The 21569-nt window shown below is 68.3% G+C and carries 16 protein-coding genes; 5 read left to right on the top strand and 11 right to left on the bottom strand.

Annotated elements, in window-relative coordinates; translation table 11 throughout:
• Nucleotides 1-231: 231 nt before the first annotated feature.
• On the bottom strand, nucleotides 232-3942 hold the full coding sequence (locus ACX114_RS17425; RefSeq protein ID WP_459299221.1) for a tetratricopeptide repeat protein: 3711 nt from the start codon (nucleotides 3940-3942) through the stop codon (nucleotides 232-234).
• Between the two features lie 80 nt (nucleotides 3943-4022).
• Nucleotides 4023-4547: a DUF1993 domain-containing protein gene (locus ACX114_RS17420; RefSeq protein ID WP_459299220.1), complete on the bottom strand. Its 525-nt coding sequence runs from the start codon at nucleotides 4545-4547 to the stop codon at nucleotides 4023-4025.
• Nucleotides 4548-4789: 242 nt separating this feature from the next.
• Here ACX114_RS17420 and ACX114_RS17415 point away from each other — a divergent pair, with 242 nt between their 5' ends.
• Together ACX114_RS17415 and ACX114_RS17410 are read left to right on the top strand one after the other, a co-directional pair.
• Nucleotides 4790-7117 (top strand): DUF1588 domain-containing protein, encoded by a 2328-nt coding sequence (locus ACX114_RS17415; RefSeq protein ID WP_459299219.1) that lies wholly within the window; start codon nucleotides 4790-4792, stop codon nucleotides 7115-7117.
• Between the two features lie 5 nt (nucleotides 7118-7122).
• Nucleotides 7123-8520 (top strand): DUF1552 domain-containing protein, encoded by a 1398-nt coding sequence (locus ACX114_RS17410; RefSeq protein WP_459299218.1) that lies wholly within the window; start codon nucleotides 7123-7125, stop codon nucleotides 8518-8520.
• A gap of 82 nt (nucleotides 8521-8602) precedes the next feature.
• Here the strand turns inward: ACX114_RS17410 and ACX114_RS17405 are convergent, their stop codons facing one another.
• From ACX114_RS17405 to ACX114_RS17395, 3 genes are all read right to left on the bottom strand, one after another.
• Entirely contained in the window at nucleotides 8603-9076 is a 474-nt protein-coding gene (locus ACX114_RS17405) for an SRPBCC family protein (RefSeq protein WP_459299217.1), read from the bottom strand.
• The gene (locus ACX114_RS17400; RefSeq protein WP_459299216.1) at nucleotides 9073-9420 is read right to left on the bottom strand and encodes an ArsR/SmtB family transcription factor; all 348 of its coding nucleotides are present in this window, start codon (nucleotides 9418-9420) and stop codon (nucleotides 9073-9075) included. The genes ACX114_RS17405 and ACX114_RS17400 overlap by 4 nt, the downstream gene beginning before the upstream one ends.
• 136 nt (nucleotides 9421-9556) lie before the next feature.
• Entirely contained in the window at nucleotides 9557-9973 is a 417-nt protein-coding gene (locus tag ACX114_RS17395; protein WP_459299215.1) for a DUF4267 domain-containing protein, read from the bottom strand.
• 147 nt (nucleotides 9974-10120) lie between these two features.
• Between ACX114_RS17395 and ACX114_RS17390 the strand changes: the two genes are divergently transcribed.
• Nucleotides 10121-11056 (top strand): AraC family transcriptional regulator, encoded by a 936-nt coding sequence (locus ACX114_RS17390; RefSeq protein ID WP_459299214.1) that lies wholly within the window; start codon nucleotides 10121-10123, stop codon nucleotides 11054-11056.
• 74 nt (nucleotides 11057-11130) lie between these two features.
• Nucleotides 11131-12186: a tetratricopeptide repeat protein gene (locus tag ACX114_RS17385; RefSeq protein ID WP_459299213.1), complete on the top strand. Its 1056-nt coding sequence runs from the start codon at nucleotides 11131-11133 to the stop codon at nucleotides 12184-12186.
• A gap of 261 nt (nucleotides 12187-12447) precedes the next feature.
• On the opposite strand, the gene cydC is transcribed toward ACX114_RS17385, so the two are convergent.
• The 5 genes from cydC to hemN all read right to left on the bottom strand — a co-directional run bounded on the left by cydC (nucleotide 12448) and on the right by hemN (nucleotide 20483).
• Nucleotides 12448-14094, bottom strand: a complete 1647-nt coding sequence (gene cydC / locus ACX114_RS17380) for a thiol reductant ABC exporter subunit CydC (RefSeq protein ID WP_459299212.1) — start codon at nucleotides 14092-14094, stop codon at nucleotides 12448-12450.
• A 685-nt stretch (nucleotides 14095-14779) separates the two neighbouring features.
• On the bottom strand, nucleotides 14780-16465 hold the full coding sequence (gene cydD, locus ACX114_RS17375; RefSeq protein ID WP_459299211.1) for a thiol reductant ABC exporter subunit CydD: 1686 nt from the start codon (nucleotides 16463-16465) through the stop codon (nucleotides 14780-14782).
• 7 nt (nucleotides 16466-16472) lie between these two features.
• A complete protein-coding gene (gene cydB / locus ACX114_RS17370; RefSeq protein WP_459299210.1) occupies nucleotides 16473-17480 on the bottom strand; it encodes a cytochrome d ubiquinol oxidase subunit II in 1008 nt (335 codons plus the stop codon).
• 36 nt (nucleotides 17481-17516) lie between these two features.
• Nucleotides 17517-18968, bottom strand: coding sequence for a cytochrome ubiquinol oxidase subunit I (locus tag ACX114_RS17365; RefSeq protein ID WP_459299209.1), 1452 nt, complete (start codon nucleotides 18966-18968; stop codon nucleotides 17517-17519).
• Nucleotides 18969-19112: 144 nt separating this feature from the next.
• Complete coding sequence (gene hemN, locus ACX114_RS17360; RefSeq protein ID WP_459299208.1) at nucleotides 19113-20483, bottom strand: oxygen-independent coproporphyrinogen III oxidase; 1371 nt, start codon at nucleotides 20481-20483, stop codon at nucleotides 19113-19115.
• Nucleotides 20484-20634: 151 nt separating this feature from the next.
• Between hemN and ACX114_RS17355 the strand changes: the two genes are divergently transcribed.
• Nucleotides 20635-21207 carry a DUF488 domain-containing protein gene (locus ACX114_RS17355; protein ID WP_459299207.1) on the top strand — a complete coding sequence of 191 codons (573 nt, stop codon included), beginning with the start codon at nucleotides 20635-20637 and terminating at the stop codon, nucleotides 21205-21207.
• Nucleotides 21208-21238: 31 nt separating this feature from the next.
• Here the strand turns inward: ACX114_RS17355 and ACX114_RS17350 are convergent, their stop codons facing one another.
• On the bottom strand, nucleotides 21239-21532 hold the full coding sequence (locus ACX114_RS17350; protein ID WP_171811545.1) for a hypothetical protein: 294 nt from the start codon (nucleotides 21530-21532) through the stop codon (nucleotides 21239-21241).
• Nucleotides 21533-21569: the final 37 nt, after the last annotated feature.

Below are 21569 nucleotides of genomic sequence, written 5' to 3'. Positions count from 1 at the left end.
GGTCATTCGGACAGGATGGCCTTTGGGAGCCCTCCGCTGCATCCGGACCCCGAAAACCACTCTGCGGCAGCGGATACTCGACGCCGACCTGACACGGGAGGAGTCCTGGGGCGAACTCGCTTCTGCCAGGGCGCTGAATGCCAAAGGTTGCGAGAGCCGCCACCCTCGCGGGCTTCTACCGCCAGCACGCAAGTCTGGGGCCACCTCAGAGCAATGGTAGACAAGAAGGGGTCACGATCCACCGGACTGCTCGGCCCCTGAGAGGAGCAAAAACTTCTCTATCCTCTCATTGAGCACAGGAGAAAGAGGGATGTGAAGGGTCTGATGCGTTCGAATGAGATCCCAGAGCACCATCTTTGTCTGTCCCTCGAATGCCAGCGGGAACTGCTCGAAAAAGGGCCAGATGCTGTCCAAAGCTTCTTCGTAAGACTTCAGTGCTTCCTCATGCAGACCAAGCTCTCTCAACCTATCGCCCAGGTTGTTGAGGCTGCGGGCCAAGTCGGGCTGGAAGGCGTCGGGGTTGCGCTGAGCAAGGACGCGGTACAGTGCCACGGCCTCCTGAGCGGCCTTCAGTGCCTCCTCGTTCTGGTCCAGCGCGCTCAAGTTGATGCCCAGGTTACTGAGGCTGCTGGCCAAGTAGGGCTGGAAGGCGTCAGGGTTGCGCTGAACCAGGACTCGGTACAGTGCCACGGCCTCCTGAACGGCCTTCCGAGCCTCCTCGTGCTGGCCTACGTTGCTCAACATGGCGACCAGGGTGTTGAGGCTCATGGCCAAGTCGGGCTGGAAGGCGCCAGGGTTGCGCTGAGCGAGGATGCGGTGAAGTGCCACTGCCTCCTGAACGGCCTTCCGGGCCTCCTCGCGCTGGCCCAGCGAGTTCAACCTGGCGCCCAGGTTGTTGAGGCTTATGGCCAAGTCGGGCTGGAAGGCGTCGGGGTTGCGCTGAACGAGGACTCGGTACAGTGCCACGGCCTCCTGAGCGGCCTTCAGGGCCTTCTCGCGCTGGCCCACGTTGCTCAACATGGCGCCCAGGTTACTGAGGCTGCGGGCCAAGTCGGGCTGGAACGAGTCGGGGTTGCGCTGAGCGAGGACTCGGCGAAGTGCCACGGCCTCCTGAGCAGCCTTCAAGGCCTCCTCGCGCTGGCCCATGTCGCTCAACCTGGCGCCCAAGCTACTGAGGCTGCGGGCCAAGTCGGGCTGGAAAGAATCAGGACTGCGCTGAGCGAGGACGCGGTACAGTGCCACGGCCTCCCGAGCGGCCTTCAGGGCCTCCTCGCGCTGGCCCATGTCGCTCAACCTGGTGCCCAGGTTGCCAAGGCTCATGGCCAAGTCGGGCTGGAAGGCGTCGGGGTTGCGCTGAACGAGGACTCGGTACAGTGCCACGGCCTCCTGAGCGACCTTCAGTGCCTCCTCGCGCTGGCCCATGTCGCTCAACCTGTTGCTCAGGTTGTTTTGAAGCCGTGCCCGCTCCGCGAGCATGTCCTCCTGTTCAGAGACACCTAGCCCTCCCAGGAGTGTTCGATCAACCCATTCAGCAACTCTGCGAAGCGATACGGTCTGGTCAGGGATACCTGCCGACTCCAACTTGAGAGCCAAACGCTCGTTTCCAAGTGCTTCGAGCTGATCAGCCAGTGCATCGCCGAGAACCGAGAATGCGGTGTGCAAGCCCACCGCCTTTGCGGCTTGCAGAGCGAGGAGCGCGCGCTGATGCAGAGAGGCGGTAAGGAGTCGCTCGATCCAGGGTCGCACCACATCAGGTCGCGCGGCAGATGCACGGCCCAAGACCTGGAAGCCCATGCCTACCGCCCCTGTCCTTTCATTCTCAGGGAACACCCGATCAATCCAATCAGGTGGTGGACGAGCCTCTTCCTGGTCCGGGGAGGCGGTACGAAGCACCATGCCTTCGCCGAGGAGGTCTGGCTCCAAAGGAGGAAGGAATGTCGAACTCCCGGTGCCAGTCCGCTGGTAGATGCGATGAAGCAACCACAGCAACAGCCTTGTGCTCTCGGACAGCGTACCGCCGAAGAGAGCCTGCGCGGTATGTACGGCCGTGTCTTGGTCCGCAAGTCCTCCACGAAGCGTTGCGGCGGCAACCACCTGTCTCGCCATTGAGCGCTGGAACGAAAGTTTCACATCATCCATCCGGGCTCGCGACTCCCAGAACCGCTCCTCATGGTCGAGGACCACATCCATCAGCGAGTGAGCTTCGAACTTGGAGCCTTCCACTTCAGCGAGCGCCGCCATGTGGAGGTAGAGAACCCGTTCGAAGCGCCGATCAGTGAGGGGAGGACTGTCCCGCTTCCGGTATGACTTGCCGCGCTCTTTCGCGAACCTTTCTGCCGCCTCGTGGAACACCTGCTCACGCTCGTCCACATGAGTCGCCAGCGGCGTCAATTCATAAGGGGTGCCGAGCCATTGCTTCAGCGCGGCATCGGACTGGAGCAGCGACTGCCACCAGTCGCCCGCACTGCGAGCGAGCAACAACAGGCGTACAGGGCGATGCGCTCCTGAGTCCTGCTGCTGGGCGTAGCGCAGTACCCGCATCAGCACTGCACTCAGATCGGCGCGGCTCTCCGCATAGTCGATCACCACCATCACCCGTCGGCCGAGCGCCCAGAGTCGCTCGAACCAGTTCTCGGGTACATCCTTGGGCAGGAAGCCGACAACCCACTCTTCAGAAAGGCGGCTCATCCACTCGATGGCCAGTCGGGTCTTGCCGATTCCTCCCTCCCCGTGAACCAGCCGGGCCGCGACTGGCGGTCCCTCTCTGCTCCATCGATTCAACTCCGCGAGGACCTTCTCGCGTCCGCGTTCATGGAACGGAACGACTGCGTAACGCGCATTCAAGAGCGCGGAGGGAGGCGGATCTTTTGGCAGACGCTCTTTCGTTCCTGGGATGAGGAGGTCATCAACCCCAGGGATGAGTTCCAGGTCGAGCTGTTCGCGCAAGAACGCAAGCAGGCATTCGGCGGAGGCTCGCGCAGCGAACTGTTTGAAGTGGTCGTCACGGCCTTGATTGGCGAAGTCCATGACCCCCTTCATCACCAGGGCCTTGAGGTTCTTGTCGCTCTGGGCATGGGCTACCGCCCCAATAGCCGCGGCTTCCATCTCCAACCCCAGCGTCTTGCGCATGGACTCAGAGATGAGGTCCCAGATGGCTTCGTCCTCCACAACCTGATTGCCGCTGCCCATCGGCGCGACGTGGACCTTGAACGGGCGCATCGTCCCTGTGGGAGCGAGGTCTGGCAGTTGGTTGCGATGCTTGATCAGCACGGCCCCGATGCGCTTGCGCCCCTTTTCCGTCAGCGTGAGCGTGCCGAGCTCCACGTCTCCGGAGTTCCAGAGCAACTCGATGACCTTCTCCCATTGAGGGCAGGACGTCTCGCAGTCGGGATGAGACGCAGGGTCTGCGACGCCCTGGTGCAATATCGCCAGCACCCAGTTCTCCTGCCACTCGTAGGAGATGGGGCGCTTCTTCCACCACTCCTGGTTCTGGAAGCGCGTCTTGAAGTCGAAGTGCTCGAGCGCCACTTTCCAGGCGTCTGGAAGGTTGTATGTCTTGAGGTCCTGCTTCACGCCATCGGGCTCTCGCTTGCCCGTGTCGTGGAAGAACAACCGCTCCGGGGCGATCACGTCCCCCAGGCTTGTCTTGCGAGGGTGTCCCGCACAGACACCGCTCATCGCTACGCACCGGGGCCGGTACGCTTCCACGAGAGGCAACAACGCATTCGCCGCCGCGACCCCTCCCATGTCCCCGGCTTGGGCCACCACGACTCGAAGGGGCTTTCCCCCCTTGCCGCGAAAGTTCCGGAACGCCACCGGGAGTTCGTTGGGTCCCTTCTCTTCCTCCCAGCGGCTTCCCTCCCACGCGCCGTCTTCCACCTTGAGCGCTTCCTGGTACTCCAGCGTGATCGCTGTCAGGATCACCACGTGGGCTTGACGCATGCGATTCCCGTTCGCAGACACGCCCGGAGCGTACTGGCACCGAATGAACGGTACCAAGGGAATCTACGCGGAGCTCCGGCTCAGGCGGATCTCGTGCGCAGCCGGCCTTCGTAATCACGCTTGCCGATCGGTACACCGCGCGAGCGGAGGATGTCGTAGGCAGTGACGGCGTGGAAATGGAAGTTCGGCAGGGAGAACGAGAGGATGAACGTCTCCGACGTGAAGGCGAGCCTCCGCGGACCGATCTGAAGGTCCAGGTTCTTGCCCGCGCATCGGTCGATCTCGTCGGGCGTGAACGCCTCCAGCGCCACTTCCGCCTTGCCCATCATCGCCTGCAGGTCGGCGAACGGGACGGGTCCAACCAAGGCCGGCGGGGCGAACACACCGGTCTTGAGGGCTTCCACCCCCCACACGGAGTGGTGCCATGTGGCTTCGACCTGAAAGTGGAAGGGCGCCATGTCTTCGAAAAGGCGCGCGTTCACGAAGTCGTCGGGATTCGCCCCGGTCTCGGCGCAGTGCCTGGCCGCACGATCGAGAAAGCCTGTCACGGCCCTCACGGTCTGCAGGAAGGTCGGCACGCTGAGGTCGTAGAGTGATGTTGCCATGGGCGTTCCCTCGAGTTCTGCCGCTCGCGTTTCCGCCCTTCCAGCATGCGCCCCACCCACCATGACAGCAAGCAGCGCATGGGAAGGACACTGACCGGGAGCCCATGCACCGCAGGCCGAGCCGGCGCGGCGCCACACCACAATCAGGCAGCCGCCTGATCAGGACGGGAGCCAAGCCCGGCTGAGCCCATTTGGAGGGACCGGCTTGCCTGTTCACCCGCCGTCCGTGCCAGACTGGCCGGATGAACCGCGTCCTCCTGCTGGCCGCACTGTTGAGCCTCGTTGCATGCAAGGGCAACATCGGGCCAAACACCAACGACGGCGGCCCCAACAAGCCAGTGGACCCAGTGGATCCCGGTGGCCCCGTGGGCGCCGCGTGCGTGGTGCAGTCGGTGCTCACCAATCGCTGCGCCAGTTGTCACGGCGCGATGCCGACGCAGGGGGCGACGATGCCGCTGCGCACCCTGCACGACATGCGGGTGAGCTCGGCGATGGATGGGAAGCTCAGCAACGCCCAGCGCGCGCTCATCCGCATGCGCGACGACGCGTCTCCGATGCCGCCATCACCGCATGAGCGCGCGAGCGCGGCCGAGCGCACCGCGCTCGAGACCTGGATCAAGGAGGGGATGCCCCTCTGCAGTGGCACGGACGGGCCGCCCGTGACCGTGGTGGCCGAGCCCAACCTGCTCGATCAGTCCGCGCTCTTCACCTGCACCGACGGCGTGCGCTCGGATGCGCCAACGCGCATCCGCCGCATGAACCGGCGCGAGTTCACCCGCAACGTCGGTGGCTCGGTCGAGCGCAGCTGGACCGGGTTCAGCTTCTACGACAACCCGCTCGATCCCAGCGCCATCGAGCAGTACAGCTCCTGGGCCACGGACGAGACGCTGGACGAGGCCACGGTGGAGCTCTTCCTGCCGGTGGTCGGCGCGGCCGCCTCGCCGTGGACGATGAACTACCCGGACGGCAACCGGATGGAGCGTGTCTTCACCAACAACCGCTTCAGCTGCATGTTCAACGACGCGAACCCGAGCGACACCTGCAAGCGCTTCCACCTCGGTCAGATGCTCGAGTTCGGCGTCTTCTTCCGCCCGCCCACCGAGGATGAGCTCAACCGCCTCACCGCCTTCGCGACCACGGTCATCGCGCAGGAACCGAGCTACTCCCCGCAGACCCGCGCGGACTCCATCACGCGGATCTCCAACGCCGCGTGGATGATGACCGGCGCCATGTTCCGCCGTGAGATGGGCGGCGAGCCGGCCGACGGTCGCGTGGAACTGACCAGCCTCGAGCTGGGCTCGCAGCTGGCCTACGCGCTGGGAGGGCGCGCGCCCTCGGCCACGCCGAGCTTCGTGTGGCCGTACTACTCCGCGCCCCTCGAGGGGCATCTGGCGGACGTGGCCGTTGCCGCGAAGGATGGCTCGCTCACGCAGGACGCGACGACCACGGCCCTGATCCAGAAGTACCTGGGCGGCGTCGACGCCAACCAGAACGGGACCCCGCGCTTCGATCTGGTGCAGGACTACAACGAGGAGCAGCGCTCCAAGCGCGGGCAGTACTGGCTGGGTGACGGCGTCGCGGGCTTCTTCCGTGAGTGGCTCGGCTACGGGCACGTGTCCGCGGTGTTCAAGGAGTCCCCGGCGGCGACCTCGCGCTTCGAGCTCGAGGGGCTCGGCTACATCAGCGCGGTCTCGTACGACAACCTGCTCACCAACTTCCATCCGCTGGAGCCGACCTTCATCCAGCAGTTCGACGATCTGATCGCGCGGGTGGTGGTCGAGGACAAGGACGTGCTGGCGAACCTGCTCACCACGCGCACCTTCTACGTGCCCTCCATGCAGAACGCGGCCTACGACTCGCACAAGGGCCTCTCGCACCCCTACAACGTCAGCGAGATCCTCCCGGCGACCGTCGCGGGCCGCTGGAAGACGCTGCCTGCCACGGAGCGCGCGGGGGTGCTGACCCACCCGGTGTGGCTGGCCGCGCACGGCGGCAACTTCGAGGACGATCCATCCATCGTCCACCGCGGCAAGTGGGTGCGCGAGAACCTCCTGTGCGGCTTCGTCCCGCCGCTCAGCAGCGTGCAGGTGGCGGCCCGGGTCGGCGCTCACGCCGCCGACAAGAACGCGCGCCGCCGGCTGCAGGAGGCGACCGCCGGAGCGCAGTGCCAGGGTTGTCACCGGCTGATGGAACCGCTCGGCCTGCCCTTCGAGATCTACAACCACGCGGGCTTCCTGCGCGCGCGGGATCACTCGCCCAGTGGAGGCTGGACCACACCGGACGGAAGCTCGACGCTCACGTCGATGCCGGACCCCGCGCTGGAAGGTCCGGTGCGCGACGCGGTGGAGTTGAGCGAGCGCCTGGCGGCCTCTCGGCACGTGAAGCGCTGCTTCGTGCGACAGGCCTTCCGCTACTTCATGGGACGCCCGGAGAACCTGAGCGACGCCTGCACGCTGACGCAGATGGAGCAGGCCTATGATCAGAACAACGGCTCGTTCTCCAAGATGCTGACCACGCTGATGACGAGCGACACCTGGAAGACGCGGCGTGCGCCGCAGGCTGGAGAGTGACTGCCATGTTCTCGCGACGAACCGTCCTGAAGGGCATGGCCGCCGGCCTCTTCGCGCCCTACTTCCACGACGTCTACGCCCAGTCGTCCGCGTTGCCGGCGCGCCTGGTGCTGGTCCTCGAGTGCAATGGCGTCTACCCTCGCGCGCTCCTGAGCACGGGCACCCGCGCGGCGCTGGGGGGACGCGCCAACACCTCCGACCGCCTCTTCTGGGACGCGTACAAGGACACGCCGCTGGTGCGTGAGGGCGACAACCTCGCCAGCGCGATCAGCCTCGGGCCGCTGGCGGAGTCTCCCGGCAACATCGACCTGGTGAACCGCTCCGCCGTGCTGCTGGGGCTCTCGAACCTCATCGCGGGCGGCGGGCACTCCAGCGGGACGGGCGGGCTGAGCTGCGCGGTGAACGGCGCGGGCGCGACCTTCGACGCGGTGATCGCACCTCGCCTGCGCCGGGGGGCACCGTTCGACGTGCTGCGCCTGGGCACCAGCTCCGCGCGCGTGTCGATCGTGTACGAGACCTGCGCGCTCGGCCCCCGCAAGCCCGCGGGCATCATCGTCAACCCGTCGCTCGCGTTCGACAGCACCTTCGGCTCGCTGCTCGGCGGCTCGACGAATGGGCGCGATCGCAAGATGCTCTTCGACTTCGCGCTGGCCGACTCGCGCAAGGCGCTGGCGGAGTTCAGGGGCAACTCCAACGAGCGGCTGAAGCTGGAGCGCTACGTCTCCTCGCTCGAGTCGCTGCGCACGCGGGAGGATCAACTCGCGGGCATGGCGGACCGCGTGCGGCCCTACCTGCCGCTGGCGCCGAAGGACAACCCGCTCCTCACCGGCGCGGGCTCACCACCCGACTCGCTGAAGTGGTTCGAGGCGCAGTTCCAGATCGCCACGGCGGCGCTCCTGGGCGGGCTGACGAACACGGTCGTGCTGGCGACGGGCACCTCTGGCTTCGACGTGGCCTATGGCCCGGACGTGAGCGACGTCCCGCGACACAGCTTGCAGCACGGCCTGGATGCGGGGCAGAACTGGGAGAAGGTCGCCGAGGTCACCCGCCGCCACGTGCAGTTGGTTGCGAACCTGGCGAGGACGCTGGCCGCCACGCCCGAGGTCGGCGCGAGCGGCTCGATGCTGGATCACACGGCGATCGTCTTCATGTCCGACAACGGCGAGCAGCACCACTCCACCTCGCGTGAGTGGCCGAAGCTCGTGGTGGGCGGCAACGCGCTGGGCCTGAAGACCGACGGGCGCACGGTCGTGTACCCGAAGTACGACGCGCCCCGGAACCGGCAGGTCTCCAACCTCTTCAACACGCTCGGCCACGCGTTCGGAGACGCGGACTTCAACACCTTCGGGCAGGAGGGCAGCACGCGCATCGCGCCGGGACCGCTCAGTGAGCTGTATGGCTGAGCCGCGAGCGCGGGCTGCGGAACCTGTCAATCGCGTCGTCGAGGCGTGAAGAGCCAGGCGGCCGAGCGCGAGGACGAGGACTTCATGCCCGTCCTTCGCTCGCGCCCAGGGTGACGAGAAGCTCGTCCAGTTGCTGGAACGTCTCGACCAGCGCTTCCGCCGCCCCGCCGGCAGCGTCGAGCGCTTCCTTCGAGGCGTAGAGCTCGCTCACGACCAGCAGCGTCTTGCCCTCTTTCTCCTCGAAGGTCACCGTGGTGACGGACCCATCGTCACCATTTTCCTCATTGGTCCAGACGAGGCGCGAGTGCGGTGTCACTTCGGTGTACGTACCGAAGAACGCCATCCCCTGGCCGAACACCAGACGGTACGTGCCCCCGGTACGAACATCCATCTCGCAGGAAACCAGGGTCATTCCCAGCGACTTTGGCACCCACCACTTCTTGAACAGCTCGGGCTTTGTCCACGCCTCGAACACGATGCGTGCCGATGCATCGAAGGTTCGCGTGACGACGGTCTCACGCTCGGACTTCCGTTCCACGGTCGTGCGGTTCTTCATGGGTCCTGCTCCTTCCGTTTCAATTCCTCGACAACCTTGTCCAACTCGTCGAAGCGTGCGTCCCAGAGCTGGCGGTAGCTCTCGAGCCATGCCATCTCTTCCTCCAGTCGGCGCGGGCCGATCTTGCAGGTCCGCACGCGCCCGACCTTCTCCGTGCGCACGAGCCCGGCCCGCTCCAGGACACCGACGTGCTTCTTCATGCCCGTGAGGGTCATGTTGAACTTCTCTGCGAGGTCCGTGATCGAGGCCTCCGCACGCCCGAGCTGCTCCAGAACACCGCGTCGGGTGGCGTCAGAGAGCGCGGCAAACGAAGCATCGAGGCCAGCACTTGAATACTGAACCATGTGGTTCAGTGTCTAGCACGCGGATGGATGGCACGCAAGGGCAAGCCTGAGCTGGGCCTGTGGGTTGGAACCCAGGCCGCTTGCGTCCAACCAGATGACTCCTATTGGGCCGCATGTGGCCCCCACCGTGGCCGAATCAAGCGCCGAGCTTCCGGGGACGCAGCAGCGCGGCGGCCAGCGCGACTCCATAGAGCACCGCGCTTCCATGAACCGTGAGCGCGAAGGCGAGCGAGGCACCGCCATGCATCACGGTCAGCGCGTCCACGGTGGGCATCACGATGCAGGCGAGGACGAAGACGCCCGCGGCCTGCCGCTGCCGGATGGCCACCAGGGCGAACATCGCCAGTGCCACGCCCAGGTCCCTGCCCGCCTTGACGTACAGCCAGGGGATGACCTCGCTCCCGGAGTCGCGCAAACCGAAGCCCCTGGCCGCGCTGAGCGGGTCCCTCAGGGCATTGAGGCTGAGGAACAGCATGAAGGCGCCCAGCAGCAAGGTGGCCAAGGCCGTGGGTGAGGTGAGCTTCCAGGACAACGGTGAGGGACTCGGGTTCATGAGGCCTCCGGCTGAAGCGCGGATGTCGTTCATGGACGTGAATGTGACGTCCGGCCCCCGGAGAGGCCATTCGCGGACGACTCAACCTTTTGTCTGAAACGCTCAAGGCGCGAGCGCTGGGGACAGCCCGCTGCTAGCCTCGATGTCATGGCCCTCTCACACGCCTCCGACCTGCTGGGGCAGATTCTCGAGCGAACCCGACTGCGCGGGCAGCTCTACTGCCGCACCGTGGCGCGGGCCCCCTGGGGGCTGCGCTTTGCTCCCACGGCCTCGGCGTCCCTGCATCTGGTCATCGCTGGCTCCTGTCACCTCACGCAGGGCCGGGACAGCGTCGCGCTGGGGCCGGGGGATGTCGTGCTACTGCCGCGCGGCGACGGGCATGCCATGGCGGACTCGCCCCGCAGCCCCAAGGTGAGGCTGGAGGATTGGCTGGCGACACGTGGCGAAGGGGCTTCCGCGTATGTGCTGGGCGGGACCGGCGTGGAGTCGCGGGTGCTCTGCGGCTTCTACGCGTTCGACGAGCCGGGGGCGCATCCCGTGTTGCGGCTGCTTCCCGAGCGGGTCCACCTGCGGGGGGCCTCCGAGGACGCGCGTGCCCTGTTGCCCACGGTGTCGCTGCTCGAACGGGAGTACGAGCGGGGTGAGCGAGGCGCCTCGGTCATCGTCTCCCGGTTGCTCGACATCCTCCTGGTGCAGGTGCTTCGCGCCTGGGCCGACGCGCAGCCGCCGGGCGGCGCGGGCTGGTTGGGAGCGCTCGGTGATGCGACGCTCGCCAGCGCCCTGGGCTGGATGCACGCGGAGCCGGGGCACGGCTGGACCGTGAGCGAGCTGGCGCGGCGCTCGGGGACATCGAGGGCGACGCTCGCGCGCCGCTTCGCGAGTGAGGTGGGCGTGGCGCCGCATGAGTACCTCACGCGGCTTCGGATGCAGGAGGCCGCGCACGCGCTGCGTGAGGGACAGGACGGGCTCGCGGCCATCGCGGGCCGCGTGGGTTACGAGTCCGAGTTCGCCTTCAATCGGGCCTTTCGGCGCGAGATGGGCGTGCCTCCCGGCGAGTACCGGCGCAAGGCCCGTGAGGGCTGAACCGGACCGGGAACTCCTGAGTCCTGCCCACCGCTGTTGACGGGCCTGGGGCCGGGTCGGCACGCTCTCAGGCCATGGAAGATTGGCGGGTCCAGGCAGAACCGCGGAAGAAGGCACTCAGCGCGGCTCTACAGCCTGTTGAACACCACCGCGAGCAGGCGACACGCGATCCAGAGGTGCACCTGCCCGCGCTCGTCGACAGCTTGAAGGCGCTAAGCCGGTGTCAGCAGGAGTTCCACGACATCGACGCGGCCTTCGACTCCGCGACCGAGGCGGTGGACATCCTGCGGAGACTGGCGCAGGCAAGGCCCGACGCGTTCCTCTCCAGACTGGCGACGGAACTGCACGAACTGGAGCGGAGGCAGTGCAAGCACGGGCGCATGGAAGCGGCGCTCGCTCTCACAGTCGAGGCGGTGGCCATCCTGCGGAAGCTCGCGGAGGTGAATCCCGACGGCTTCCTCCCCGAACTGGCCGCGTGCCTGCGCGATCAGGGCTGGTATCAAGGCGTGGTCGGTGAGCAGAAGGCAGGCCTTGCTTCCACGGCCGAGGCCGTGGCCCTCTTTCGTCAGCTCGCGGCAGTCAATCCGGACGCGTTCCTCCCAGAGCTGGCCGAGAGCCTGAACCGTCTTTCCGAGCGGCAGTACAGGCTTGACCTGTGGAAGGACCAGCTCACCTCCAGACTCGAAGAGGTGGCAATCCTTCGCAAGGTGGCGGAGGCGCGGCCGGTCGAGTTCCGACCCGCTCTGGCCTCAAGCCTGAACGCCCTGGGTTCATACCAGGCGGGAGTGGGACGGGAAGAGGCGCTCGCATTCAGGGCCGAGGCGGTGGCCATTGGTCGCCAGCTCGCGGCGGAAGATCCGGACACGCACGCCCCTACCCTGACCCTGCGCCTGAACGAACTCAGCCGTGAACTGAGCTGGCCTGATCAGGCCGAGGCGTCGCTCACCCTGGCGGAGGAGGCGCTCGCGGTCATCTGGCCGCTCTTCCAGGTCCGCCCGGTGGACTTCCACCGCTACGTCTCGCTGGTGCTCGAAGACCTGCTCGACACGCATCGGATGTGCGGCAGCAAGCCCCAGGGAACGGTCTTGGAGCGAATCAATTCTTTCAAGGCGATGGGCTTCCCGCTGTAGCCGCGGATCCGGCCGCGCCCATGGCCGCTTTCAATCACCAACAGCATCTCCAGCGCGCGCTACGCGGAAGCACGTATTTACTCCGAGCCCCCAGCGCGCAGCAGGCCTCCGTGAGCGAGCAGATGGAGGCATCCCGCGACGCGGAGCCCATCTGCGAGGAGCCGCGGACATCCGAGTCCGCGCCCTCCGCCGAGAGCTGAGCGCGCCCAGGGCCTGGAGGCCGTCAATCCTGCCGATACCGCTACCGGGCACGCGCGGGCGTCAGGCCGGCGCGAGTGCATGGACGCTGTCCAGCACGCGCGCCACGTCCGCGTCATGCGTGACGACCACCAGTCCGCGCCCGTGCGCCTTCATCCCGTCGAGGTCTCGCATCACGCGTGCCGCGGTGCGCGGATCGAGATGCTCGGTGGGCTCATCGAGCAGGAGCCAGGGGGCCTCTGACAGCCAGGCGCGCGCGAGGAGGACGCGCCGCCTCTCGCCTCCCGAGATGGCTTCACCCCCACGGCCAAGGGGCGTGTCGAGCCCTCGCGGCTGCCGCGCGTACCAGTCACCCAGGCCCGCCTTGCGCAGCGCCGCGATGGCCTCGTCGTCGGTGAGCGTCGCGCGCACGACCCGGAGGTTCTCTCTCAGGGTGGTGTCGAAGAGGTGCGCATCCTCGGTCGAGCAGTGCAGCAGCTCCACTCGACGCTGCTCGCTCACGTCCTTGAGCGAAACCTCGCCGAGCTTCACCCTCCCCTCCTTCGGAGGGAGGTGCCCCGCGAGGCTGAGCAGCAGCGTCGTCTTCCCGCTCCCGCTGGGCCCGGTGAGGGCGAGTGACCTGCCTCGCCGGACGGTGAGGTCGATGCCCGAGACGGCGGCGCTCCGGTCCGGCCAGCCGCATGCGAGCCCCTCCGCGCGCAGGTGGCCCCCCGGCGCTGGAGATGGGAGCGCGGAGGCCGGAGTCTCCACCTCGGGTGTCTCGAGGAACGGAAGCAGCCGCCGGGCGGCCTCGGTCGAGCGCAGCAACTGGGTCAGCGCCGCGGGCATGGACTGGAGGGCCTCGAACGCACCGAGCGGCACCAGCACGACGACACAGAGCTCCACCTGGGAGAGCGCTCCGCGTCCGAGCGCCGCGAAGCCGAGGACGAGCGCCGCCCCTACGCTCGCGCTCCACGCGCCATGCAGCAGGAAGGTCGCGGCGGCGGTCCAGCGAGCAGCCCGCGCGGAGAGGCACTCCAGGCGAAGGTCGTCCTCGCGCAGGACTCCAAGCAAGACCGGCGCTCGCCCCGAGACCCTCCACTCCGCCGCGCCTTCGAGCAGCTCCAGGGCGGTGGCCAGCTGATGCGACCGGGTGGCCGACGATGCCTTCTCCGCGAGGGCCAGCGCGCGCGCATTCATCCAGGGCGCAACACCTCCCGCGACGGCCAGGCTCACGGCCAGGGACCCTGCCGCCGCCGGGAGGAAGAAGGCGAGCAGTGCGACGCTGCCCACGCCGACACTGGCCGCGATGGCCATGGGCACGAGCGAGCGGATGACGGCCTCGCCCACCGCGTCCACGTCACCGCCGAGCCTCGCGACGAGGTCTCCGCGCTTGAGACCGAGGACCCGGGGCAGCGGCCCCCGCGCGAGCGCGTCCACGAGCCTGGCCCTCAGCCGCGCCACGCCCCCCAGGGCCAGCTCGTGCGCGACGAGCCGGTGTGCATAGCGGAGGCCCGCGCGAGAAAGCCCCAGGGCCCGCACGCCGACGATAGCCAGCGTGAGGTCGAGCACCGGCGGCATCTCGGCCGCGCGCGCGATCAGCCACGCGGACAACGCGCCCAGCGCCGTCGAGGCGAAGAGCGCGGCCGTCCCGAGCGCGACCGCGAATCCCACCGTGCGGGGACGCAGCCCGAGTTTCGGCAGCGCCTGGAACAAGGGATGGCGACTCATGCGGCCTCCGCGAGGGTGCCTAGGGATGCCGCGAAGCCCACTAAGCGGGGACGCAATCCGAGACCTGGCAGCACCCGGCATAAGGGATGGCGGCTCATGCGGCCTCCACGCGGGTGCCCAGGGATGCTGCGAAGCACACCAAGCGGGGACGTAATCCGAGACCTGGCAGCACCCGGCACAAGGGATGGCGGCTCATGCGGCCTTCGCGAGGGTGTCCAGAGAGGCCTCGTGCACCCACTGTGCAGGGACGCGGCCCAAGCTTTGGCAGCATCTGGCGCAAGGGAGATCGGCTCATGCGGCCTCCGCCAGGGTGTCCAGGGCGGCTGCATGCGCACACCGTGCGAGGACGCACCCCGAGTTCCGGCAGCACCTGGCGCAAGGGATGGCGGCTCATGCGACCTCCGCCAGGGTGTCCAGGGTTGCCACATGCGCTCGCTGTGCAGGGACGCAGCCGAGTTTCGGCAGCACCTGGAACAAGGGATGGCGGCTCATGCGACCTCCGCCAGGGTGTCCAGGGTTGCCACATGCGCCCGCTGTGCGGGGACGCCGCCCGAGTTCCGGCAGCACCTGGCGCAAGGCATGGCGGCTCATGCGGCCCCCACGAGGGTGTCCAGCGATGCTGCGTGCGCCACCGTGAAGGGACGCAGCGCGAGGTCAGGCAGCACCTGGCGCAAGGGATGGTGGCTCATGCGGCCTCCGCGAGGGTGTCCGAGGATACTGCGTGCGAGTGGAGCGTGAGGACGTCGTCCGCGATGGCCAGCGTCCTCGCGCGGTGGCTGACCAGGAGAAGGGTCGTTCCCTGCCGGGCGCGCTGCTTCAGCGCATCAAGGACGCGCTGCTCGGAGGTCTCATCCAGATGCGCAGTGGGCTCGTCGAGGAGCAGCAGCCGCTCGTCGCCCGCGAGGATCCGGGTGAGCGCAAGCCGCTGCCTCTGCCCCAGCGAGAGCCCCTGCCCGTCCCGCCCCAAGCGCGTGTCCCAGCCTTCGGGCAGCCGCGCGACGACGGCATCGAAGCCGGTGGCCTCCGCGGCGGCCGACAGGACAGAGGCCGGAATCACGCGCCCTCGGCAGACGCTCTCGCGCACCGTGCCTGGCTCCAGGTGGAGTCGCTGAGGCAGCCACGCGAGCTGGGCCCAGTACGTCGTCAAGTCGAGCGACCCGAGCGCGAGCGCCGCCGCTCCCTCGGGTCGCAGGAAGACGCTACCGCACGTGGGCGGCAGGAGCCCGAGCACCACCGCCAGGGCCGTGCTCTTGCCCGCGCCGCTCTCCCCTCTCAACCCGAGGATGCGTCCCTGCCCCAACGGCAGCACGAACGAGAGCCCCTCCGGTGCGCGGCACCCGACGTCGCGCGTGGCGACCGAGACGTCCCGCAGCTCCAGCGTCCCGGAGGTGAGCGGTGGCGCGGCGAGCGTGCCGCGCGCGGGCTGCGGGGCTTCGAGCCGCGCGATGGCCTGCGCCGCCGCCTCGGCTCCCTCCGCGGACGCGTGGAAGAGCGCGCCCACCTGCCGCAGCGGCGCATAGACCTCTGGCGCGATCAGCAGCACGAAGAGGCCCGTCTCCAGCGGCATCGCCCCTTCGAGCAGCCGCAGGCCAATCCCCACCGCCACGCTGGCGATGGAGAGCGTGGCGATCAGCTCGAGCACGAAGCTGGAGAGGAAGGCTCGCCGCAGCGCCTGAAGCGTGGTGCGCGCATGCGCCTCACTCAACCGCAGGACCTCGGCCGCGACGCCGCGCTGCCGGCCGAGTGCCCGGAGCGTGGCGAGCCCGGTGATGAGGTCCAGCACCCGCGCGCTCAGCTGCTGCATGCTCGCGAGCTGCCGCGCCGTGGCCTCGCGCGTGAAGCGGCCCACCAGGACCATGAAGATCGGAATGAGCGGCAGCGAACCCGCCATCAAGGCCGCGGAGACCGGATCCGCGCGCCACACGCAGACGAGCAGGGCCGGCGTCGCGAGCGCCGTGAGCAACAACTGCGGCACGTAGCCTTCGAGATAGGGCTGGAGCGCGTCCAATCCACGGGTCGCGAGCTCCACCTGCGCCACCCCACCCGCCGAAGCACGCTCCCCCTCCGAGCCGGACGCCAGCCGCGTGAGCAGGCCTTCCCGCAGCTGCGCGATGACCCGGTGCGCGCTCCGCTTCCCCGTCCATTCCTGGAACCCCGCCAGGGCCGCGCGCAGGAGCCACACGCCGCCGAGCCAGAGCAGGAGCCGCCCATGGCCCCCAGCCACCTCGCGTGCATGCCCCAGCAGCCGCGCCAGCCCTTGCGCTTGCAGGACCGTGAGCGCGACCATCCCGAGCCCCAGGCCCGCGGTGAGCAGCACGTAGCGCCGCGCGGCGCTCGCGTACCGCAGGAGCTTCGGGTCGAGCGGCTTCATCGGATGCTCAGCCCTCTCCCAGCGCCGGGTTGAGTTCGTCGACGGTGACGCGCTGGCGGAAGACCCAGTAGGTCCATCCCTGGTAGGCCAGCACGAACGGCACCAGCGCGACGGCGACATAGGTCATGATCCGCAGCGTGTAAGGGGTACTCGAGGCGTTCTGGACGGTGAGCGAGTGCGCCGGCTCCAGCGCAGGCATCACGTCCGGAAAGAGCGAGCCGAAGAGCAGCACGACCACGCCCGCGATGGCCAGACAGCTGAAGGTGAAGGACCAGCCTTCCCGCTCCCGCCAGACGCTCAGCGCCGCCGCCCCCAGCGCCAGGGCCACGAACCCCAGCACCGGCCACGTCCAGGCCACCGAGTATCGGACCTGCGTCCACAGGCCGAAGGCACCGCTGACGCCGAGCGTGGGCAGCGCCATCCGCCTGGCCCAGCCGAGCGCCCGCGTCCGCAGCGTGCCCTGGGTCTTCAGCGCGATGAAGACCGCGCCGTGGCTGAGAAAGAGCAGCGTGGTGGCCAGGCCGCCGAGCAGCGCGAACGGCGAGAGCAGGCCGAGGAACGTCCCGGTGAACTGATGATTCGCGTCGAGAGGCACCCCGCGCACGATGTTCGCGAAGGCGACACCCCAGAGCAGCGCGGGGATCCACGACCCCACCTGGATCGCCTGCTCCCAGCGGCGCTGCCACCGGGGACTCTCCAGCTTGGAGCGGAACTCCAGCCCGATGCCGCGGACGATCAACGCGATGAGGATCAGGAAGAGCGGCAGGTAGAAGCCGGAGAAGAGCGTCGCGTACCACTCCGGGAAGGCCGCGAACGTCGCGCCCCCGGCGGTGAGCAGCCACACCTCATTGCCATCCCAGACCGGGCCAATCGTGCGCAGCACCGCGCGGCGCTCCGCCGGGGTCTTGCCCAGGACGGAGAGCCACATCCCCACGCCGAAATCAAAACCTTCGAGCACGAGGTAGCCCGTCCAGAGGACCGCGATGAGACAGAACCAGAGTGTATTCAGTTCCATGATTGTTTATCGATGCCAGGAAAGAGGGCCGGGAACTCAATATCCAAACGACAGCGGCGCGGTCTCAGGATGGCGGTCCTCGCTCGCGAGGGTCGCCGGATGTTTCAGGCTCGCCCGGACGAAATGCCGCATCAGGTAGAACCAGACCGCCGCCAGCGCGCCGTAGACGCAGGTGAAGCCAATCAGCGTCGTCCAGACCATGGCGGGGGAGACGGCGGTGGACACGCCGCTGGCCGTCAGCAGGCGAAGCGCGTCCACGCCGGTGGGGTTCGGCGCCACCAGCCAGGGCTGCCGTCCCATCTCGGTGAAGATCCAACCGAAGGAACACGCGAGGAACGGGGTGGGCAGCGCCGCGAGGCAGAGCCGGGCGAACCGCTCCGAGTTGCTCGCCACGCCTCCACGCGTGAGCCAGAACCCGAACAGCGCCAGCGCCGCGCTTCCCACGCCCAGGCCGATCATCAGGCGGAAGGACCAGTAGGTGACGGCGAGGTTGGGCGCGTAGTCCGGGCCCGCTCCATAGCGCTCCTCGTAGCGCTTCTGGACGTCATTGACGCCCTCGAGCGGTGCCTGGAAGTCCGCGCGCGCGAGGTAGGACGTGAGACCGGGAATCTCCAGCAGATGGCGCACGCCCCGGCAGTCGTTGTTCAGGTCTCCCACCGCGAGCAGCGAGAAGGGCGCCCCGGCGCGCCCGTCGCAGAGCGCTTCGGCCGCGGCCATCTTCATGGGCTGCTGCTCGAACATCAGCTTCGCCTGGGCATCCCCGCTCACCGCCACGCCAATGCCGGACACGATGACGGTGACCAGGCCGAGCCGGAGCCCGCTGCGAAACGTCTGGGCCGCCACCGCTTCAGCCGACTGGCTCGAGCGCACCATCAGCCAGCCGCAGACGCCCGCCACGAAGGTGCCCGCGACCAGGAAGGCGGAGGTCACCGTGTGGGGGAAGGCCACGAGCACCGTGTTGTTGGTCAACACCGCCAGGATGTCCGTCATCTCCGCGCGCCCGGTGGCGGGATTGAAACGCGCCCCGACGGGGTGCTGCATGAAGGAGTTGGCCGCGAGGATGAAGTAGGCCGAGAGGTTCACGGCGAACGCCACCAGCCAGATGCAGGCGAGGTGCAGCGCGCGCGGCAGTTGCTTCCAGCCGAAGATCCAGAGCCCCAGGAACGTGGATTCGATGAAGAAGGCTGCCAGCGCCTCCATCGCGAGCGGAGCGCCGAACACGTCCCCCACGAAGCGCGCGTACTCGCTCCAGTTCATTCCAAACTGGAACTCCTGGACGATGCCCGTCACCACGCCGAGCGCGAAGTTGATCAGGAACAGCTTGCCGAAGAGCCGCGTCAGCCGGAGCCACGCCGGCTTCCGGGTCACCACCCAGAGCGTCTGGAGCAGCGCGACGAGCGGGGCGAGCCCGATGGTGAGAGGGACGAAGATGAAGTGATAGACCGTGGTGATTCCGAACTGCCACCGCGCGAGCTCTAGGCTGGTCATGACGGAAAAGCGTCATTGCAATCCCCCAGCCGCTCACGCCGTCTCGGATGCCTCCTTGCCCCCGCGCAACCCCTGCGCGGCGCCATGGGGGCCCGCGCAGATTCTGCGTTCCCGCGCGGCGGTTCGAGGCCCAACCGGCGAGCCTCACACCGTCCGGGAGAAACGGGGCTTCGCGGCCCTGGCGAGATAGGCGTCGAACACCATCGCCACGTTGCGCACGAAGAGACGGCCGAGCGCGGTCAGCTCCAGCTGCGTGCCGTCGCGGACCAGGAGCCCGTCGGCCTCGAAGGCGCGCAGCCGCTCCAGCTCCGGGGCGAAGTACGTCCCGCCGTCTTCGCCGAGGTCCGTCCAGAAGTTGCACATCAGTTGGGTGATGACGGCGCGGCGGCGCCGGTCATCCTCGGTGAGGGCGATGCCCCGCTCGGTCGCCAGGCGTCCCTCGGCCACCCGTGCGTAGTAGGCCGACAGCGGCCGCACGTTCTGGGCATACGCCCCTCCCACGTCGCTGATGCCGGTGCTGCCCAGCGCCACCACGTCCGACGCGGCCTTCACCGTGTAGCCCTGGAAGTTGCGGCCCAGGCGGCGCCCGGCCTGCGCGCGCGCCAGCTCGTCCTCGGGCACCGCGAAGTGGTCCATGCCGATGGGCCGGTAGCCCGCCGTCGCGAAGGCCTCCAAGGCGGCGCGGAACAGCTCCAGCTTGGTGCGGGCCCCGGGAATGGCCTCCGCGGGCATGCGCTTCTGGTGCTTCAGGACCTCCGGCATGAAGGCGAAGGAGTAGACGGCGAGCCGGTCCGGCCGCATCTCCAGCACCGTCTCCAGCGTGCGGACCCAGCGCGCCGCGTCCTGGTGGGGCAGGCCGTAGATGAGGTCGAAGTTCACGCCGGTGAAGCCCAGCACGCGCGCCTGCTCCAGCAGCGCACGCGTCTGCTCCGGCGTCTGGAGGCGGTTCGTCGTCCGCTGCACCTGGGGGTCGAAGTCCTGGAGCCCCATGGACACGCGGTTGAAGCCCAGCTGGCGCAGCAGTGACAGCTGTCCCGGCGTGGTCAGCGCGGGGTGGACTTCGATGGCCACCTCCGCGTCCGGCAGCGGCGTGAAGCGGCGGGTGAGCTCCGTCCACAGCCGCTCCAGCTGCGCCTCGGTGAGGAAGGTGGGCGTACCGCCGCCCCAGTGGATCTGCGACAGACGCCGCCGCGTGCCCAGCCGCTGCGCGACCAGGTCCATCTCCATGCAGAGGTGGTCGATGTACCGGTCCGCCGCGCTCGGGTCCTGGCGGATGACGACGTTGCAGCCGCAGTACCAGCAGAGGCTGCGGCAGAATGGCAGGTGGACGTAGAGGGACAACGGCTGCGTGGCCTCCCGCGCACCGGCCAGGGTGAGCCGCTCCGCGAGGGCGTCGGGGCCAAAGTCGCCGCGCCACTCGGGGGCGGTGGGATAGCTGGTGTAGCGAGGGCCGGCGACGTTGTACCGGGCCAGCAGCTCCTCGGACGGCGTGGGGATGTCGAAGCGGGGTTCCATCACCCCCTGCCCTGTTCCAAACCCCGTGCCAGCGCGCGTCCGAGGCAGGCCCCGGCGCGAGCGCGCAACGCCTGCGCACCGGCCGGAGGGATGCCTTGTCGGGCGCGGGTTCACGTCCAACATTGAAGGGACGGAGGCTTCAGGGGGCGACTTGGGCGAAGCGGCGATGGAGATGCCGAGGCGGGCGCGAGGCTGGAGCGGCATCCAGGTGTTCGCGCTGGGCCACTCCACGCGCACCCTCGAGGAGCTGGTGGAGATGCTGTGGGCGAACGGCGTACGGACGCTGGTGGACATCCGCACGGTGCCGCGCTCCCGCACGAACCCGCAGTTCAACGTGGACGTGCTGGGAAGGACGCTGGCACGGGTGGGGGTCGAGCACCTGCACCTGCCAGCGCTCGGCGGGCTGCGGCGTGCGCGCAAGGACTCGCCCAACGCGGCCTGGCGCAACCTGAGCTTTCGGGGCTACGCGGATTACATGCTGACGGAGGACTTCGCGCAGGGACTGGAGGTGCTGCGCGAGGTGGCGCTGCACGGCCCGGTGGCCCTGATGTGCGCGGAGGCGCTGCGTTGGCGCTGCCATCGCTCGCTGGTGGCGGACGCACTCTGGGCGCGGGGGGTCCTGGTGACGCACATCACGAGCCCCACCCGCGTGGAGCCGCACCGGCTCACCGCCTTCGCGCAGGTGCGGGGACGCCAGGTGCTGTACCCGCCGGAGGAAGAGTAGGCCTCCGGCAGGGCAGCCATGCCTGGGAGCGTCAGGTCGCGTCGTTGTCGCGCAGGAAGGCCAGGCGCTCCGCGAACTGCTGGAGCGTCTTCACCTGGGGCGACTCCAGGTAGTACCGCCGTTCGTAGTCTTCGATGGCGGAGGGCGTGAGGGGCGCGTCACCGCGATCCCACGCGGGGTTGTAGAGGGCCCGGAGCTTCTCCATGTCGAAGGGCTCCTTGCCGGACGTGGCCCGGGCCTTCGCGACCTGCTCCCGCTCGGTCGCCTTGCGCTGCTGCTGCGCGGCGCGGAGCTGCTTCAGGGTGTCTTCGGCGGATGTCGGCATGCGCGTTCCTCGAGGGTCCAACACTCTTTTTTCAGGC

This window comes from Corallococcus sp. M7 (genome assembly GCF_054512695.1).
The sequence above is the reverse complement of the archived record's forward strand: the minus strand, read 5'-3'. Positions and strand labels throughout refer to the sequence as shown.